Here is a 14,728-nt window from a genome sequence, read left to right on the forward strand (position 1 = left end):
GGGCCGACCACGACGCCGCGGACGAGGCCCAGGAGGCCGCGCTGCCCGGCCTGGAGAAGATCGCCGCGTGCCCGGGCCCGGGCGCTCATGGGAACGAACCCCGGACGGTGAGACCGCCGTCGACGACCAGCGTGCTCATGCCCTCGAGTGGTTGCCTCCCCGCATAAGATCACCCGGATGAGCCCGACACCGCCGGAGTGGCTGGTCGCCCTGTTCCGCCGGCACGCGACCGTCCAGGACCTCCTGGTGTCGGCCTACGTCCATGAAGAGGATCCCGGGCGCGTCGTGCTGTTCCAGAAGGACGCCTTCCTCACCTCGGATGACGGCTGCCTCATGATGCGCCTCACGAAGGGCGACGGGTCGCTGCGGTTCAGCGGCGTGGACCAGCCTTCGCTGTACGAGGATCACGGCTCCGAGGACATCCGTTCCCTGTTCGTGAGCCTGGCCGGCAACTTCCTGGACACCTATTTCGACGTACGCTGCAGCGCGGTCACGCTGTTCCTCAACGACGAGTCCGAACTGGAGAAAGGTCTGGTCCGGGGCGCGCTGTTCCACTTCAATGTCGGGGCGGTCTTCTTCGACCCGCTGCACCTGGACGGCCTCAAGATCGGCGGCGAGGCCGAGGCGGAAGCGGTCCTGGCGTTGCACCCCGACATCGAAACGGTGGCAATCACTATGGAGCAGTCATGACACTGCTGGGATCAGCCGTCAGCGGCGACACGGGATGCTCGACGTTCCTCATGGCGGTCGACCGATGCGAGCTACGCCCGGCCACCATCGCCTGAGCCCACGGGGCGCCCGATGCCGGCGTCGTGGGCGGCGCGGTTGGCGAGCACGTCGTCCATGTTCGTCTGGGCCCACATCTTGAGGCCGCGCACGAGCTGCTGCAGGGACATGCCGAGCTCGGTCAGCTCGTAGGTCACCGTGACCGGCACGGTCGGCGTGGCCGTGCGGGTGATCAGGCCGTCGCGTTCCAGTGAGCGCAGCGTCTGGGTGAGCATCTTCTGGCTGACGCCGGCGAGCATGCGGGACAGCTCCGAGTACCGCATCGGCCGGGGTTCGCCGGCGCAGTCGGCACCGAACTGGTGTGAGCCGTCGCTGCGCAGCGCGGCCAGGACCAGCGTCACCCACTTGTCGGAGATCCGGTCGAGCAGCTGACGACTGGGACATCCGGCCAGGAAAGCGTCATATTTCGCCTTGGCCTGCGCCCGCTGCTGAGCCGCCGTCATCGTCGCCATCGACCGTCTCCTTCACCCGCGGGTGCGCTACGAACCTGGAAGTGCCCACTTCCCGTCAGGAAGTTACCTGCCAATAGTGGAGCACATGACTTCGACTTCTCTACCCGGCGGCACCTGGACACTCGGCGATCTGACCGTCACCCGCTTCGGCTACGGGGCCATGCAACTCGCCGGCCCCTGGGTCGTCGGACCGCCCGCCGACCACCAGGGCGCCGTCGCCGTCCTGCGCGAGGCCGTCGACCAGGGCATCACCCACATCGACACCAGCGACGCGTACGGACCACACGTCACGAACCAGCTGATCCGTGAAGCGCTGCACCCGTACCCGGAAGGCCTGCATGTCGTCACGAAGGTCGGCGCCAACCGTGACGAGCAGGGCGGCTGGCCCACCGCCCGCGACCCGGAGAGCCTGCGCCGTCAGGTCCACCAGAACTTGGACAACCTCGGCCTCGACACACTCGACGTAGTCAACCTGCGCCTCGGCAACGCCGAGGGTCCGGTGCCGGAATCAGCGGCCGAGGCGTTCGGCACGCTCGCCGACCTCCAGCGGCAGGGCCTGATCCGCCACCTCGGCGTCAGCAACGCGACCCCGGACCAGATCACCGAGGCCCGCGCGATAGCTCCGATCGTGTGCGTCCAGAACATGTACAACCTCGCCTACCGCCAGGACGACGAGCTGATCGACAAGCTCGCCGCGGACGGCATCGCGTACGTCCCGTTCTTCCCGCTCGGCGGTTTCAGCCCGCTGCAGTCCACCGCCCTCTCCGCCGTGGCCGCCCGCCTGGACTCGACCCCGATGGCGGTCGCGCTGGCCTGGCTGCTGCGGCGCTCCCCGAACATCCTGCTGATCCCCGGCACATCGAAGGTCGCCCACCTGCGCGAGAACATCACCGGCGCGGCCCTGGCCCTCACCCCCGGCGACCTGGCCGACCTCGACAAGATCGGCCACTGAAACCGGGTCCCGGCGGGTCAGGCCGCCAGCCCCGGTAGGACGTAGGCGACCGCGCGGCGGGACCAACGCGGTGACCACCGCGGCGCTCGGCAAGGCGATGGGCATGACCCCACGGTCATACGGCCAGGGCCGCGGTCATGGTCTCGTGGAAGGTGCGCGGAGGGCGTACGAGAAGGAGGTTGATGGGGTTGGTGTCGCCGATCAGGTCGGCGTCCGCGCCGGGGCCGACGAAGCCACCGACCGCGCCGCGGGGCATGCCGGCGAGGCGTTCGATCAGCGGGGCCACGGCGGCGATCGCCCGGCGGGGCAGGTGGATCTTGATGGGCGGGCGGCGGCCGAGGTGACTCGCGGCCGCGTCCATCATCTCGCCGATGGTGAGCACGTCGTCGGAGCCGACGTCGTAGTGCCGGCCGAACGAGCGCGGGTCGTCCATCACCGCCACCAGGATGTCCGCGAGGTCGTCGACCCCGATGGTCCGGAACCGCTGGGTCCGGCTGGCCGGCAGCACGGCGACGGAGCTGCGGGCACCACGTTCGACCATGCCAAAACCGTCGCCACCGTGCCCGACGATCATGCCCGGCCGCAGCACCGTGGCGTCGAGGCCGCTGCCGAGCAGCATCGCCTCGGCCCGGGCGCGGCCGCGGGACCAGCTGCTCACCGCGTCCGGATGGGTGCCGATCGCGGTCACGTACACCACCCGGCGTACGCCATGGTCGTGGGCGGCGGTGATCACGTTGCTGAGCCCGGCCTGTTCGACGTCCATGAAGTCGCTGCCCCGGTGCGGGCCGGCCTGCTTCGACAGCGTGTGCACGCAGAAGTAGACCGCGCGGACGGAGTCGACGGCCGTGGCCACGGCGGCCGGGTCCAGCATGTCGCCCACGACGACCTCGACCCGGTCGTCGGCCTTGCCGGGGTCACGGACCAGGCAGCGGACCCGGTGACCATCCGCGAGCAGAGCGGCCACGAGTCGCCGACCGAGGAATCCGGTGCCACCCATGACCAGTACGGGTCGATCGTCCTGCTGCATCTCGCGCTCCTGCCATCGGCGACGACCCATGACGGCACGTCGTGTCATCACTGTGCATGATGACACGACGTGCCGTCAACTAGAGTGGCCGGATGAGTCGCTGGGAACCGGGAGCCGCCGAAAGACTGCACACCGCCGCACTGGAGCTGGCCCTCGAACACGGCTTCGCGGCCATCACGGTCCCGCAGATCACCGCCCGCGCCGGCCTGACCACCCGCACGTTCTTCCGGCACTTCACCGACAAACGCGAGGTGCTGTTCACCGGTGAGAGCGTGCTACCCACCGTGATGGCTCAGGTCTTCGCCTCGGCGGCACCGGACCTGACCCCGATGGAAGTGATCGCCACCAGCCTGCGCGACGTCGTCGCCCCCCGCTTCGACGGCCTGCGCGACTACCTGCGCCTGCTACGCGGCGTGATCCGCTCCGACGAGGGCCTGCGCGAACGCGAACTGCGCAAACGCTCCCTCATCGCCGAGGCCGGGGCCGCCGGCTTCCGCGACCGCGGCCTGAACGACCTCGAAGCGACCCTGGCCGCCCAGCTCGCGGCCACCGTCATCGACGTCGCGGTCGGCCGGTGGCTCGACGAGGACACCGAGCGCCCGCTCGCCGACATCATCCTCGAGACGACCACGGCCATGCAGGCGGTCGTCACCCGGCCGAGCTGACCTGCTGCGGGACCTCCTCGCCGCCGGGCACCCGCCGAACCTCGATCTTCGCCCCACGCGCCGCCGGGACCCGCTTCGCCCACCCGACCGCCTCCTCCTGGGAGGCGACATCGAGCAGGAAGAAACCCCCGAACAGGTCCTCGGTCTTCCCGTACGGCCCAGAGCTGACCACCGGCTCCGCCCCGCTGAAGTCGACCACGGCGCCCAGCCCCGGATCGTCCAGCCCCTCCGCCGACACCAGCACCCCGGCCCGGACCATCTCCCCGATGAACCGCTGCGTCGACACCATCACCGCATCGATGTCAGCCATCATGGCCGCGTTCGACGCATCGGTCCCCCGCATGATCAGCATGTACTTCGCCATCACGATCCCTCCTCCGGCAAGGCCGCCAGCCGACCCGCACACCCCCACGTCGAACGAACAACCACCGATTCGACATCCGGCTCAGCGGTGTTCGCGGACCTTTGCCACCGGCCAGCCCACGAAGTCGGCGATCTCCCGGTCCGGGGTGGACGAATCGAACACCCACTCCTCGATCGCCCGATGCAGTGACGGCGGGATTCCCGGGGTGAGGGTGTCGGGTTCCGGGACGTCGGTGAACAGGTTGTCGGCGGGATAGTGCCGGACCGGGTCGTGGTGGGCGATCACCGCACCGGTCAACCAGTCGCGCAGCTCCCGGCCGGTGGCGACGACGACCCGCCGGCCGGTCCGGGCGATCTGCTCGGCGCGCCTGCGCCGGGCCTCCTCGGCGAGGAACGGCGCCTTCAGCAGCAGCCGGACATGCTGTTGCACCACCTCACCGGCCATCACCGTGACCCCCTCCCGCAGCGACAACTAACTAGGGAAACTAGTCATTAGATCGCCTAGTCGCAAGGTGTGATGAAATACAGTCATGCAGGAAGATCCGGCCCAGCCGTACGCCGACCTCGACCCCGTCACCCTGGCCGTCCGCGACATGATCGGCGACTCCCGGGAACTAGTGGGCCGGATGGCCGCCCGCATGAAAATGAACCCCACCGACATGTCCGCCATCGGTGCGCTCGTGCAAAACGGCCCGATGGGCGCCACCGAGCTGGCCGACCACCTCGGCATCCGGACCGCCTCGGCCACCCAGATGATCGACCGCCTGGAACGCACCGGCCACGTCGAACGCAAGCGCGACACCGTCGACCGCCGCCGGGTGACGGTCACCGAGACCGACGCCGCCCGCCAGGCCTCGGTCCAGGCCTGGGCCCCGGTGATCCACCGGATCGACGAGGTCTGCGCCGCCCTCCCAGCCCCCGACCGAGCCACCATCCTGGCCTTCTTCGACCGCCTCAACGAAGCCGTCGCCGCCGCCGAACGCGAGACCCATCCGGACCAGCCATGATGGCTACCGACTTTCGAAAAAGTGCCGCATACTCGAAACCACGAGAGAGTCCCCGGAGGGAAGAGGTGGGTCGTTGAGCTTCTCAGCGAACAAAGCCAAGCTCCGCCTGCAGCGCAAAAACAGCCGTCGCTTCAAACGCGCGGAGGTCGAGCGCATCCTCGCTCACGTGGGTGCCATCGAGCGGATCGCCGGGCGTCTCGACAAGAGCGACCAGAACCGCGCCGAACTACTGCAGGAAGGGCGCGCCTTCCTCGGCGATATCGGACCGGTCTCCGTCTCGACGGCGGCGGCCCTCCTGACGATCAGTGAGCCAACCGTCAGGGCTTGGACCCGCCGAGGCCTGCTCACGACTGCCACGGGGCACGCCAACGGGCTTGACGCCCTGCGGCTGCACGAAGTTTCGACCTTGGTGCGGGACTTGCGCGCGGCCGGGCACGACAGGGACCTTTTGAACAAGGTCTGGCACCGGCTTTCGGACCAAGCACTTCTCGATCGCGACGACCTGCAGGAAAGCCTGGGGCAGATGCGTAGCGGTCAAGGGATCCCGACTGACGTGGATGAGCTGGAGCGGGAACTAGGGATCGCCGACTAGTCGTATGCCCACCGAGATCGTTCGAACATTCGAGTCAGCGACCAAGGCCTGGCTCATCTTGCTCGCGGATCATGACGACAACGATGTGGACTTCAACGTCTACTACGAGCTGTACCGGATCGTGGGCTTCGAGCCGGACTCATCAGAAAAGCGAACCAAGCCCCCATGCTGCGGGGATGACGGCTCTGCGCCCGCCATGGGGCAGCTGGCCGAAGACCTCGCATTGAGAGCGATCCCAGTGCGAAGGACCCGTCGCTGATAGCAGCAACCCAGCCTGAAGATCGCGCCGGGGAATTTCCTCCGGCGTAGCGTCGGATCCGGGGCGTGTCGTTCGTAGCACTGGTGAGAGGCGGCCGGGTCGGGCCGCCGCGACGAGGGAGTTGTGGGATGAGCCGGTACCTGATCTCGTTCAATGACGGCGCGATGGACCATATTGCCGACGGGGACTGGGATGACGTGGCCACGTCCTCGCAGGCGGTTTTCCGGGAGGCGGTGGACGCCGGCGTCTGGGTGTACGGGGCCGGGCTGGAACGCCAGCGGGCGAGCGTCGTGGACACCGATGGGGCGGTCACCGATGGGCCGTACCCGGAGACCAAAGAAGTCATCGGCGGGTTCGCGGTCATCGAGGTGGACACCCGTGAGGAGGCGCTGGCATGGGCCGCCAAGCTCGCTGCCGGGTGCCGCTGTGCGCAGGAGGTCCGGGTGCTCATGGCCGACGCGGAGCAGGAAGCGCTGTATTCCCCACGCCCGGCACGCTGATCAGGCGCAGGCGGCGGCGCGGTCCAGCAGCAGGGTTCGTTCCCGTTCGTTGCGGGTCAGCGCCGCCGCCCGCTCGAACTCCATTTTTGCCTCGGACCGCCGGCCCAGTTTGACCAGCAGGTCGCCGCGCACGCTGGGCAGCAGGTGGTAGGTGCGCAGGGCGGGGAAGGCCAGCAGCTGGTCCAGCAGCGCCAGCCCGGTCTCCGGCCCGTACGCCATGGACAGCGCCACCGCCCGGTTCAGTTCGACCACCGGGGACGGCTGCGCCCGGGCCAGGTCTTCGTACAGCTGGGCGATGCTCTTCCAGTCGGTGTCCTGGAAATGACGGGCCCGGGCGTGGCAGGCCGCGATGGCCGCCTGCAGCACGTAGGGGCCCGGTTCGCCGGCGGCCAGGGCCTCGGCCCGCTCCAGCGCGGCCAGACCCCGGCGGATCAACAGCTGGTCCCATCGGGCGCGGTTCTGGTCGGCCAGCAAGATCGGCACCCCACCGGCTCCGGTACGGGCGCCGGCCCGCGAACTCTGCATCTCCATCAGCGCGACCAGGCCGTACGCCTCGGGTTCGCGTGGGGTGAGCCGGACCAGCACGCGGCCGAGCCGCAGCGCTTCCTCGCACAGTGCCGGCCGCATCCAGTCGTCGCCGGCGGTGGCCGCGTAGCCCTCGTTGAAGATCAGGTAGAGGACCTCGAGCACCGGGCCGAGCCGGGCGGCCAGCTCGTCGCCCTGCGGCACCTCGAACGGTACCCGGGCTTTGGCCAGTGTCTTCTTGGCCCGCACGATGCGTTGGGCCACGGTCGGTTCCGGCACGAGGAAGGCCCGGGCGATCTCCTCGGTGCTCAGCCCACCGAGCAACCGCAACGTCAGCGCGGCGCGGGCCTCCGCGGACAGCACCGGATGGCAGGCCACGAACATCAGCCGCAGCAGGTCGTCGCCGATCCCGTCGTCGTCGGCGACCAGGGTGGCGATGTCCGGGGACGACTCCTCGAGCCCCCGGCCGACCTCCTCGACCTTGCGCCGGTAGGTCTCGTTGCGCCGGATCCGGTCGATGCCGCGACGCTTGGCGGTGGTCATCAGCCACGCGCCCGGATTGTGCGGCACACCCTCGGCCGGCCACTGCTCCAGCGCGGCGACCAGCGCGTCCTGTGCCAGTTCCTCGGCCACGCCGACGTCGAGGACGAGCCGGGTCAACCCGGCGATGAGCCGCGCCGCCTCGATCCGCCAGACCGCCTCGATCGCGCGGTGGGTGTCCGTGGCCATGACCTCCGTTTACCCCACCGCACGATCATCCGCAACACCGGTCACCCGTTCCCGGCGGCTTTCGCGCGGCGCTGCTCCACGGCCTCCTGCTGCTCGGCGGTGAAGGCCTCGCCGAAGTCCTCGGCCTGGAACACCTGCCGGATCTCCAGGTTGGTCCGCTCCCCCGACCCGGGACGCTGCACCGGGCAGCGCTTGAACCGCTCCACGCACTCCTCGAGCGACTTCATCTCGACCAGCCAGTACCCGGCGATGAGCTCCTTGGTCTCGGTGAACGGCCCGTCCACCACGGTCTTCGTCTCCCCGTCGAAGTAGATCCGCGCCCCCTTGACACTGGGCTGCAGCCCGTCGGCGGCCAGCAGCACGCCGTCGTCGACCAGTTCCTCGATGAACTTCCCCATCGTGTCGAAATCCTCGGTGGCGGGCAGCACACCGGCCTCACTGTCCGCGCTGGCCTTGGTGATCACCATGAACCGCATCGCTGTCTCCTCACCTCAGGGTGCCGAATCACCCACGCGTCGAACGAGCGGTGGCCCCGATCGACACCCGGCCAGAAGTTTTTTCGGTCCCGGTGCGGCTAGCGGGGGCGGAAGGTCTCCGGGTCGACGGTCTGCTGGTCGGCTGTCACGTCCTGGGTGTGGGGCCAGCCGGGCTGGGTGGCGGCCAGGCGGCCCGGGTCGAGGGTGCCGGCCTCGGCGGCCTGGCGGCGCAGGGCTCGGGCCTCCGCCGGGCGCCCCTCGGCTTCGAGCAGGATCGCCAGGTTGTGCAGGGCGTTGGGGTAACCGGCGTCGATGGCCCGGCGGTAGAGCCGTTCCGCCTCGCGGACCTCGCCGCGGTGGCGCAGCAGCCGGCCGAGGTTGGTGAGCACGTCCAGGTCACCGGTGTCCAGCGCGCGGCGGTAGGCCTGTTCGGCGCCCGCCGGGTCGCCCTGGTCCTCCAGTGCGACGCCCAGGTTGAACAGGGCACCGTCGTTGCCGGCGGCGACCGCGCGACGGTACATCGCCACCGCGTCGGCCACCCGGCCGCGTTGTCTCAACAGGTTGCCGTAGTTGTTCATCGCGATGGGATGTCCGCGGTCGACGGCCTTCTGATACCAGTGCTCCGACTGGGTGTCGTGCCCCTTGGCGTGCAGCACGGACGCCAGCGAGACCATCGCGTCGACATCGTCGTGGTCGGCGGCGAGTCGGTAAAAGCGTTCTGCCAGTGCCATGTTCCCGGTGTCGAGGCAGAACCGGGCGAGTTCTTTCACCGCGGCCACATCGGCGGCGGCGGTGAAGCGCGTGAACAGTGCCTCCACGTCCCGGCCGGTGGCGTGGTGGAGCACGGCCAGCTGGAAGACGGCGTACGCCATGTGCCGGTCGGCCGCCGGCCGGAGCAGCGCCTCGGCCTCGGCCCAGCGTCGTTGCTCCAGGTAGACCGTGCCGAGGTTGACCGGGGCCCACTCGGAGCCCAGTCGCTGGGCGTTGCGGAACAGCTGCTCAGCCTCGGCCAGGGCACCCCGGGCGGCAGCCTCCAGCCCCTGCTGGTTCATCGCCTCGGCGGCGGCCGAGGAGCCAGGATCGGGGACCGGACGACGCATCGCATCAGTCTACTTCAATATCAGCTTTTACTTTCTCCCGTTCGGCGATGGCGGCCTGGATGCGGCGCAGCGTGCGCAGGGCCTTCTTCGCCGCGGTGCGCACCTCGCCGTCGAACACGGTCACGCCCCGGTCGCCGGCCATCAGCCGTTCCAGGGCCGGCACCGCCCGGTCGTCGCCGGTCGACCCGAGCGCGACGGCAGCCCAGTACCGCTGGTCCGGATCGGTGCTCTCGGCCGCGGTCAGCAGCCGCGGCACCACCTCCGGCGTGAACAAAGCCAGCGTGCTGGCCAGATAGCCGATCCGGGCGAAGCGCCGGTGTTCGAACTCGTGCCACAGCGCCTCCAGCGCCGCCGCACCGCCGATCCGGGCCAGGGCATCCGCCGTCCGCTGCCGCAACCAGTCGGCCTGGTCACCGAGCAAAGGCGCCAGCGCGGGTACGGCCGCCGCGTCGCCGAGCACTCCCAGCGCGGTGACCGTCTCCCCCCGTACGATCCATTGTGGGTGATCGACAAGCGTCATGAGCTGCGGCACCGCGGCCCGGATGTCCATCGCGGCGCAGCCCATCGCGGCCCACGCCTGGCAGTTGTAACGGGTGTCCGCGAGCGCGGCGAGCAGTGGCTCCGCCAGCGCGGGGTCGGCGAAGACAGCCGCGTGGTTCATCGCCCGCGAATACAGCGACCGGTGATAATCCGGGTAGTCGCGGACCAGCGCATGCAGCGCCGCGATGGCCGATTCGTCACCGTGCGTCCCGGCCCGCTCGATCAGGCGATGCACATGTGCTTCGCGGGTCTCGAGGTTCCCCGAACGAAGGCCCTGCAGGTCAGCCGGATTCACCGCCCGACCATACGCGCCACCACCGCCCGGTCGCGACCGGGTGACGGGCGGCTACTGCTGTTGGCCCGCCGGGGCCACCGGCGCGACGGCACGGAGTTCGGCGGTCAGCCGCAGGGCCAGGTTCTGCGCGGATTCCGACGGCGGCGCCGGGGTCGGTTCGAAGAACGTCACCTTGAGCCGGGGGCGGCGCGGGAAACGGGCGATGTCCACCGTTCCGGAGACCGCCGCGCAGACGATCCGGGCCTGCGGCACGGCCTGCGCGAGGCGCCCGGCACCGCTCTTGGCCCGCAACTGCCGCCCCTGCGAACGGCTGCCTTCCGGGAAGATCCCGAGGCACCCGCCGTCGGACAGACATCGCACCGCGGCATCCAGTGCGTCCCGGTCGGCCTGGCCGCGGCGTACGGGAATCTGTCCCATCCCGTCGAGCACGCGCCCCAGCAGCGGATTCTTCCAGAGCGACGCTTTGGCGAGCGCCTGGATCTGCCGGTGCCGGCGCGCGGCGAACGCGATGACCACCGGGTCCCACGCGCTGTCATGGTTGGCCGGGACGATCGTCGCGCCCTGGGTCGGGAGGGTGTCCAGGCCGACCACTTCCAGGCGGCCCCACCAGCGGACCACGGGCCCGGCCGCCGCCATGACCGCCCGATAAACCAGCGGGATCCGGCCGGTTGTGCCCGCCGCGGCGGCCGAACTATTGCGCTCCATGAACCCACTCCCGCTGGTATTTACCGCCCTTTTTAGCAGGTCGGCACAACCCCGGGCATCAGCACCGGATCAGGTCCGCGACCTCCTCGGGCAGCCCGGGTGAGGTCATGACGTGGCCCATCCCGGGCACGACCCGCAGGTCAGCGCCCGGGACAGCGGCGGCCAGGGCCGCGCCGTGGCCGAGGGGATAGATCGGGTCCTGGTCGCCGTGCACGATCGAGGCCGGTGCGGTGATCGACGACAGCGGGGCGTGCAGGCCGGGGTCGGGCAGCCACACGGCCCGGCTGTGGTTGGCCGCGGCGGCCGGGTCGGTGGCCCGCGATAGTGCCAGCTCCAGCATCGCCCGGGCGGCCGGTTCGTCGAACGGCCGGACCGGACCGTTGAAGACCCGGAACAGGGCGACGTCGGACTCCACCGACGGCGGCAGCCCGGCGGCCAGATGCGCGAGGAACGCCGGTGACGGTGGTGGCAGGTCGTCCGGGTCGGCCGGTTCCCCGGCCCGCGCCCGGGCCCACACCGGACCTGGATCATGGCCCATCGGCGAGCTGGACATGACGGTCAGGGACCGGACCCGGTCCGGCGCGTGCACCGCCAGCCACTGCGCGAGCATGCCGCCCAGGGAGGCGCCCGCCACGTGAGCGGAATCCAGCCCATACCCGTCGAGTACGGCCAGGCAGTCGCGAGCCATGTCCCCGATCGTGTACGGATGAGCGTCGAAGTCGACGACGCTGGACCGCCCGGTGTCGCGATGATCGAACCGGATCACCTGCACCCCGCGCCCGACCAGCCGGCCGACCAGCGCATCCGGCCAGCTCACGCCCTGAGCAGCGGACCCCGCGATCAGCAGCACCGCGGGAAGCCCAGGATCCCCGGCCCGCTCGGTCCAGATCCGCAGTGGCCCGGATGCCACGAACCGCTCCCGTGTCTCCACCATGGAGGCACGATAACGGCGCCCGTACGCGAAGCTAGCTGACCGCCTTCCCGCGCCGCAGGTGTCCGCATGGCGTCGAGGTGGAGGTCGCCATCGCGCTGCTCGTCCGTGACCGCGTGGACGCTCGTCAGCAGCCGGTCGAGCGCGCGGAAGCCCGGCACCGTCATGCCCATCGCCACGAGCGCGACCGTCACCACGAGGTGCGCTCGGAGCGGGATACCCATCAGGGTTCGCTTGTCCACCGATCCAGGAAATCCCCCGGCGGGCCCTCAGCGCAGGAATTCGGCGATCACGACCGGATCAGGACGGGCGGTAGCAGGGTGACACGACGAGCAGGGCCATCGCCGGGGGTTCGGCGCTGTCGAAGGTCAGGCCGTAGCCGTCGCCCCGGCTGGCGCTGAGCAGGCCGCCGCCCTTGGGGTAGGTCCGGGTGTCGGTGATGGTGAGGCCGTCGGCCTCCAGGCGCTCCCGGACCTTCGCCAGGGCCTGCGGCTGCTCGGCGACCGGCACCAGGAGCTGGAAGGTGCCGACGATGCGGTACGCCTCGGCCTCGTCCAGCAGTTCGCCGGCCGCGTTCTCGCAGGCGTCGGTGGCCGCCTTCGACGTCTTGAACGCGTCGGTCGTGGCGGCCTGGCGCACCGTCTCGGCCAGCGCGTTGACCTGGGCGATGGCCTCGGTCTTCGGGAGTGACTGCATCGGTTTCTTCTCTCCTTCGCCGGAACACCCGGCGAGCATGACGGTCGACGCGAGGGCGGCGGTGACAAGGATCCGCGGAAAAATCATGAGGCCGGTGCCCGTCCGTGCTCGAGCGAGACCGAGTCGTACTCGCCGATGATGATTTTGGCCTGGTTCAGCAAACTGGTCGTGGGCGTGTCGTCCGCGTTATAGCTCCAGTAGGCGCTGTGTCCCTCGGTGTCGACGACGTAGCGGTTGGCGCCGAAGTCCTCGTCGCCGGGCTCGTTGCCGTGCCCGAGCCAGCTGGCCGGGCCGCCGGACACCCAGTCACCCTTGGCCTCGCCGGCCCACACGTGGCGCGGGTCGATGTTGAGGTTCTCGGCGCGGTCGGTGCGCATGCCGGGGCTGCCGGCGGTCATGATGTCGTCCGCGGCGAGCCCGTCGCCGGTCTGCGCGGCCTCGCCGACCACCGTCGAGCCGTAGCTGTGGCCCTCGACGGTGACGTGTGACGGGCCGGCGTCGTGGGTGGCGTGCAGGCTGTCGACGAAACTGTCCAGCGCGACGGCGCCCTGCTTCGAGCGGTCACCGTTGGCCACCGACGTGTTGTACTCGGTGTCGGAGCTCAACTCCGGGGTGTCGTACCCGAGCCAGAAGATCCCGGCGACGTCGTCCTCGGCGAGCGTGCGGCTGTCGGCGACGTTCTGCAGGGCCCGGACCCGGTTGATGTTGCTGGGGGAATCCGTCAGCTCGGTGTTCAGGCCGGGCACCCACACCGCGGTGTGCCGGGCGGTGTCCGGGTTGCCGATCGCGACGATGGCCTTGCCGTCACCGGTGGGGTCGATGCCGAGCAGGAACGCCTTGTCACCGTCGGCGGCAAGCGAACCGAGCTTGTCCTCCACCTTCTGCAGGCCGCTGAGCTGCGTCTCGAGCTCTTCGCTCCGCTTCAGCAGGTCAGCGAGCTCCTGGGTGTCGGCGCTGGGCGCGACCCCGTTCGTCGCACCACCCATGGCCAACTCCAGGATCCGGGCATCAACCGCATTTTTCCGTACGGTCAGAGCTTCCTGATCGTTGTCCAGTCGCAACCGGTTGGCGGTGTCGCGGTCCGTGGCGGGCACGCCGTTGAGCCACCCGACGAGTTCCGGGTAGTCCTGGATGGCGTCTTCCTGCTGCTGCGGGGTCAGCGCCGACCACCACGCGGCGACCTCGGCCGGGGTGCGCCCGGCCTGGTCACGCAGCGTCTGCTCGCTGACCGGCGACATGCTGCCGGTGCCGAACCCGGTGCTGGTGTCCGGCAGGTTGACGCTGATCAGGTTGGCCGTGCTCGCGTCGAGCTCGGCGGCCCGGCCGAGGATGTCCTGCAGCTGGGTGACGTAGTCGTTGACCAGCGAGGTGACCATGTCCGGCCGGCCGGCGGACGCGACCGTGCCCGGCGACGCGGTGACCGTGCCGGTGGCGAGGTCGATCGTGATGCCCTGCTGCGCGGCGCTGCCCTGCACCACCAGGTACAGCTCCTGCAGGTCCTGTATGCCGTCGGCGAACTGCTGCAGCTGCTTGCCGATCCGGCGGCACGGCGGCTCGGCGTTCGAGACCTCGGCCCGCAGTTTCGCGGCCCGGTCCACCGCGGCGGCCCCGGCGGTCCCGTCCGGCCAGGCGTCCTCCAGCGGGCGGGTGCCCCGGATCAGGCCCTCGGCGGTGTCGTCGATCTGCTCGGCCAGGCCGAGCCACGCCTGCGCGGCCTGCTCGACGCCGGACACGTCGGTGTCCATCAGCAGTTTCAGGGTGATGCCGCTCATCGCGGGACCCACGGCCCGTACATCGGCTGCTGCACCGCGGCGGCCGCGGCCTCGTCGGTGGCCTGGTAGTCCTTGGCCGACTGGACCAGGTCCTCGCCGTAACCACGCACGTCCCCGCGCAGGTCGGCGAGGTAGGTGGTCCAGGTCTGCGCGCCGCTGGTCAGCTGCGGTCCGGTCGCCCACCCGGTCAGCGCCGAGGCTCCGGCGAGCTTCGGCGTGTAGTCGGTGTACGCGGTGTCGAGCACCTTCGCCGCGTCGTCCACCGCCGTGCCGACCTTGGTCACGCCGGGCAGATCCACTTTCGTAACGTCAGCCATCGATTCCTCCCCCGTTCGGGCACCCGCACCGGGGCAGGC

At 70.2% G+C, this 14,728-nt stretch carries 20 protein-coding genes; 7 read left to right on the plus strand and 13 right to left on the minus strand.

Going from position 1 to position 14,728, the window contains the following annotated elements; all coding sequences use genetic code 11:
• Positions 1 to 177 precede the first annotated feature (177 nt).
• The gene (locus ACIA6A_RS06575; RefSeq protein WP_396096359.1) at positions 178 to 690 is read left to right on the plus strand and encodes a hypothetical protein; all 513 of its coding nucleotides are present in this window, start codon (positions 178 to 180) and stop codon (positions 688 to 690) included.
• A 71-nt stretch (positions 691 to 761) separates the two neighbouring features.
• Here ACIA6A_RS06575 and ACIA6A_RS06580 read toward each other — a convergent pair whose 3' ends face one another.
• Positions 762 to 1,238 carry a winged helix-turn-helix transcriptional regulator gene (locus tag ACIA6A_RS06580; protein ID WP_396096360.1) on the minus strand — a complete coding sequence of 159 codons (477 nt, stop codon included), beginning with the start codon at positions 1,236 to 1,238 and terminating at the stop codon, positions 762 to 764.
• Between the two features lie 85 nt (positions 1,239 to 1,323).
• Between ACIA6A_RS06580 and ACIA6A_RS06585 the strand changes: the two genes are divergently transcribed.
• Complete coding sequence (locus ACIA6A_RS06585) at positions 1,324 to 2,190, plus strand: aldo/keto reductase family oxidoreductase (RefSeq protein WP_396096361.1); 867 nt, start codon at positions 1,324 to 1,326, stop codon at positions 2,188 to 2,190.
• A gap of 115 nt (positions 2,191 to 2,305) precedes the next feature.
• Here ACIA6A_RS06585 and ACIA6A_RS06590 read toward each other — a convergent pair whose 3' ends face one another.
• Positions 2,306 to 3,265, minus strand: a complete 960-nt coding sequence (locus ACIA6A_RS06590) for an SDR family oxidoreductase (RefSeq protein ID WP_396096362.1) — start codon at positions 3,263 to 3,265, stop codon at positions 2,306 to 2,308.
• A gap of 44 nt (positions 3,266 to 3,309) precedes the next feature.
• On the opposite strand from ACIA6A_RS06590, the gene ACIA6A_RS06595 reads away from it, so the two are divergent.
• Positions 3,310 to 3,882: a TetR/AcrR family transcriptional regulator gene (locus ACIA6A_RS06595; protein ID WP_396096363.1), complete on the plus strand. Its 573-nt coding sequence runs from the start codon at positions 3,310 to 3,312 to the stop codon at positions 3,880 to 3,882.
• Here the strand turns inward: ACIA6A_RS06595 and ACIA6A_RS06600 are convergent.
• A complete protein-coding gene (locus ACIA6A_RS06600) occupies positions 3,866 to 4,246 on the minus strand; it encodes a YciI family protein (protein ID WP_396096364.1) in 381 nt (126 codons plus the stop codon). The two genes, ACIA6A_RS06595 and ACIA6A_RS06600, sit on opposite strands and share 17 nt — an antisense overlap.
• An 81-nt stretch (positions 4,247 to 4,327) precedes the next feature.
• A complete protein-coding gene (locus tag ACIA6A_RS06605) occupies positions 4,328 to 4,717 on the minus strand; it encodes a hypothetical protein (RefSeq protein ID WP_396096365.1) in 390 nt (129 codons plus the stop codon).
• Between the two features lie 58 nt (positions 4,718 to 4,775).
• On the opposite strand from ACIA6A_RS06605, the gene ACIA6A_RS06610 reads away from it, so the two are divergent.
• The 4 genes from ACIA6A_RS06610 (at position 4,776) to ACIA6A_RS06625 (ending at position 6,603) form a co-directional block, all read left to right on the plus strand.
• The gene (locus tag ACIA6A_RS06610; protein ID WP_396096366.1) at positions 4,776 to 5,252 is read left to right on the plus strand and encodes a MarR family winged helix-turn-helix transcriptional regulator; all 477 of its coding nucleotides are present in this window, start codon (positions 4,776 to 4,778) and stop codon (positions 5,250 to 5,252) included.
• 73 nt (positions 5,253 to 5,325) lie between these two features.
• Entirely contained in the window at positions 5,326 to 5,844 is a 519-nt protein-coding gene (locus ACIA6A_RS06615; protein WP_396096367.1) for a hypothetical protein, read from the plus strand.
• A gap of 4 nt (positions 5,845 to 5,848) precedes the next feature.
• The gene (locus ACIA6A_RS06620) at positions 5,849 to 6,103 is read left to right on the plus strand and encodes a hypothetical protein (protein WP_396096368.1); all 255 of its coding nucleotides are present in this window, start codon (positions 5,849 to 5,851) and stop codon (positions 6,101 to 6,103) included.
• 128 nt (positions 6,104 to 6,231) lie between these two features.
• Complete coding sequence (locus tag ACIA6A_RS06625) at positions 6,232 to 6,603, plus strand: YciI family protein (protein WP_396096369.1); 372 nt, start codon at positions 6,232 to 6,234, stop codon at positions 6,601 to 6,603.
• Here the strand turns inward: ACIA6A_RS06625 and ACIA6A_RS06630 are convergent, their stop codons facing one another.
• The 9 genes from ACIA6A_RS06630 to ACIA6A_RS06670 form a co-directional block, all read right to left on the minus strand.
• Positions 6,604 to 7,857 carry an RNA polymerase sigma factor gene (locus ACIA6A_RS06630; protein WP_396096370.1) on the minus strand — a complete coding sequence of 418 codons (1,254 nt, stop codon included), beginning with the start codon at positions 7,855 to 7,857 and terminating at the stop codon, positions 6,604 to 6,606.
• A gap of 41 nt (positions 7,858 to 7,898) precedes the next feature.
• The gene (locus ACIA6A_RS06635; protein ID WP_396096371.1) at positions 7,899 to 8,333 is read right to left on the minus strand and encodes a YciI family protein; all 435 of its coding nucleotides are present in this window, start codon (positions 8,331 to 8,333) and stop codon (positions 7,899 to 7,901) included.
• A 98-nt stretch (positions 8,334 to 8,431) separates the two neighbouring features.
• On the minus strand, positions 8,432 to 9,433 hold the full coding sequence (locus tag ACIA6A_RS06640; RefSeq protein WP_396096373.1) for a tetratricopeptide repeat protein: 1,002 nt from the start codon (positions 9,431 to 9,433) through the stop codon (positions 8,432 to 8,434).
• 4 nt (positions 9,434 to 9,437) lie between these two features.
• Positions 9,438 to 10,268, minus strand: a complete 831-nt coding sequence (locus ACIA6A_RS06645; RefSeq protein ID WP_396096374.1) for a HEAT repeat domain-containing protein — start codon at positions 10,266 to 10,268, stop codon at positions 9,438 to 9,440.
• A gap of 51 nt (positions 10,269 to 10,319) precedes the next feature.
• On the minus strand, positions 10,320 to 10,973 hold the full coding sequence (locus ACIA6A_RS06650; RefSeq protein ID WP_396096375.1) for a lysophospholipid acyltransferase family protein: 654 nt from the start codon (positions 10,971 to 10,973) through the stop codon (positions 10,320 to 10,322).
• 58 nt (positions 10,974 to 11,031) lie between these two features.
• On the minus strand, positions 11,032 to 11,907 hold the full coding sequence (locus ACIA6A_RS06655) for an alpha/beta fold hydrolase (RefSeq protein WP_396096376.1): 876 nt from the start codon (positions 11,905 to 11,907) through the stop codon (positions 11,032 to 11,034).
• A gap of 297 nt (positions 11,908 to 12,204) precedes the next feature.
• Positions 12,205 to 12,600: a hypothetical protein gene (locus ACIA6A_RS06660; protein WP_396096377.1), complete on the minus strand. Its 396-nt coding sequence runs from the start codon at positions 12,598 to 12,600 to the stop codon at positions 12,205 to 12,207.
• Between the two features lie 83 nt (positions 12,601 to 12,683).
• The gene (locus ACIA6A_RS06665) at positions 12,684 to 14,372 is read right to left on the minus strand and encodes an alpha/beta hydrolase (protein WP_396096378.1); all 1,689 of its coding nucleotides are present in this window, start codon (positions 14,370 to 14,372) and stop codon (positions 12,684 to 12,686) included.
• Positions 14,369 to 14,689 carry a hypothetical protein gene (locus tag ACIA6A_RS06670; protein ID WP_396096379.1) on the minus strand — a complete coding sequence of 107 codons (321 nt, stop codon included), beginning with the start codon at positions 14,687 to 14,689 and terminating at the stop codon, positions 14,369 to 14,371. Before ACIA6A_RS06670 ends, ACIA6A_RS06665 begins: the two co-directional genes overlap by 4 nt.
• Positions 14,690 to 14,728: the final 39 nt, after the last annotated feature.

Origin of the sequence: Actinoplanes sp. NPDC051494, assembly GCF_044454705.1 — a bacterium.
Classification (GTDB): domain Bacteria; phylum Actinomycetota; class Actinomycetes; order Mycobacteriales; family Micromonosporaceae; genus Actinoplanes.

Bases quoted from the DNA above. Each gene is read 5' to 3' on its own strand.
- ACIA6A_RS06575 (WP_396096359.1), top strand. From the start codon at position 178: ATGAGCCCGACACCGCCGGAGTGGCTGGTCGCCCTGTTCCGCCGGCAC.
- ACIA6A_RS06580 (WP_396096360.1), bottom strand. From the start codon at position 1,238: ATGGCGACGATGACGGCGGCTCAGCAGCGGGCGCAGGCCAAGGCGAAA.
- ACIA6A_RS06585 (WP_396096361.1), top strand. From the start codon at position 1,324: ATGACTTCGACTTCTCTACCCGGCGGCACCTGGACACTCGGCGATCTG.
- ACIA6A_RS06590 (WP_396096362.1), bottom strand. From the start codon at position 3,265: ATGACACGACGTGCCGTCATGGGTCGTCGCCGATGGCAGGAGCGCGAG.
- ACIA6A_RS06595 (WP_396096363.1), top strand. From the start codon at position 3,310: ATGAGTCGCTGGGAACCGGGAGCCGCCGAAAGACTGCACACCGCCGCA.
- ACIA6A_RS06600 (WP_396096364.1), bottom strand. From the start codon at position 4,246: ATGGCGAAGTACATGCTGATCATGCGGGGGACCGATGCGTCGAACGCG.
- ACIA6A_RS06610 (WP_396096366.1), top strand. From the start codon at position 4,776: ATGCAGGAAGATCCGGCCCAGCCGTACGCCGACCTCGACCCCGTCACC.
- ACIA6A_RS06620 (WP_396096368.1), top strand. From the start codon at position 5,849: ATGCCCACCGAGATCGTTCGAACATTCGAGTCAGCGACCAAGGCCTGG.
- ACIA6A_RS06625 (WP_396096369.1), top strand. From the start codon at position 6,232: ATGAGCCGGTACCTGATCTCGTTCAATGACGGCGCGATGGACCATATT.
- ACIA6A_RS06630 (WP_396096370.1), bottom strand. From the start codon at position 7,857: ATGGCCACGGACACCCACCGCGCGATCGAGGCGGTCTGGCGGATCGAG.
- ACIA6A_RS06635 (WP_396096371.1), bottom strand. From the start codon at position 8,333: ATGCGGTTCATGGTGATCACCAAGGCCAGCGCGGACAGTGAGGCCGGT.
- ACIA6A_RS06640 (WP_396096373.1), bottom strand. From the start codon at position 9,433: ATGCGTCGTCCGGTCCCCGATCCTGGCTCCTCGGCCGCCGCCGAGGCG.
- ACIA6A_RS06650 (WP_396096375.1), bottom strand. From the start codon at position 10,973: ATGGAGCGCAATAGTTCGGCCGCCGCGGCGGGCACAACCGGCCGGATC.
- ACIA6A_RS06655 (WP_396096376.1), bottom strand. From the start codon at position 11,907: ATGGTGGAGACACGGGAGCGGTTCGTGGCATCCGGGCCACTGCGGATC.
- ACIA6A_RS06660 (WP_396096377.1), bottom strand. From the start codon at position 12,600: ATGCAGTCACTCCCGAAGACCGAGGCCATCGCCCAGGTCAACGCGCTG.
- ACIA6A_RS06665 (WP_396096378.1), bottom strand. From the start codon at position 14,372: ATGAGCGGCATCACCCTGAAACTGCTGATGGACACCGACGTGTCCGGC.
- ACIA6A_RS06670 (WP_396096379.1), bottom strand. From the start codon at position 14,689: ATGGCTGACGTTACGAAAGTGGATCTGCCCGGCGTGACCAAGGTCGGC.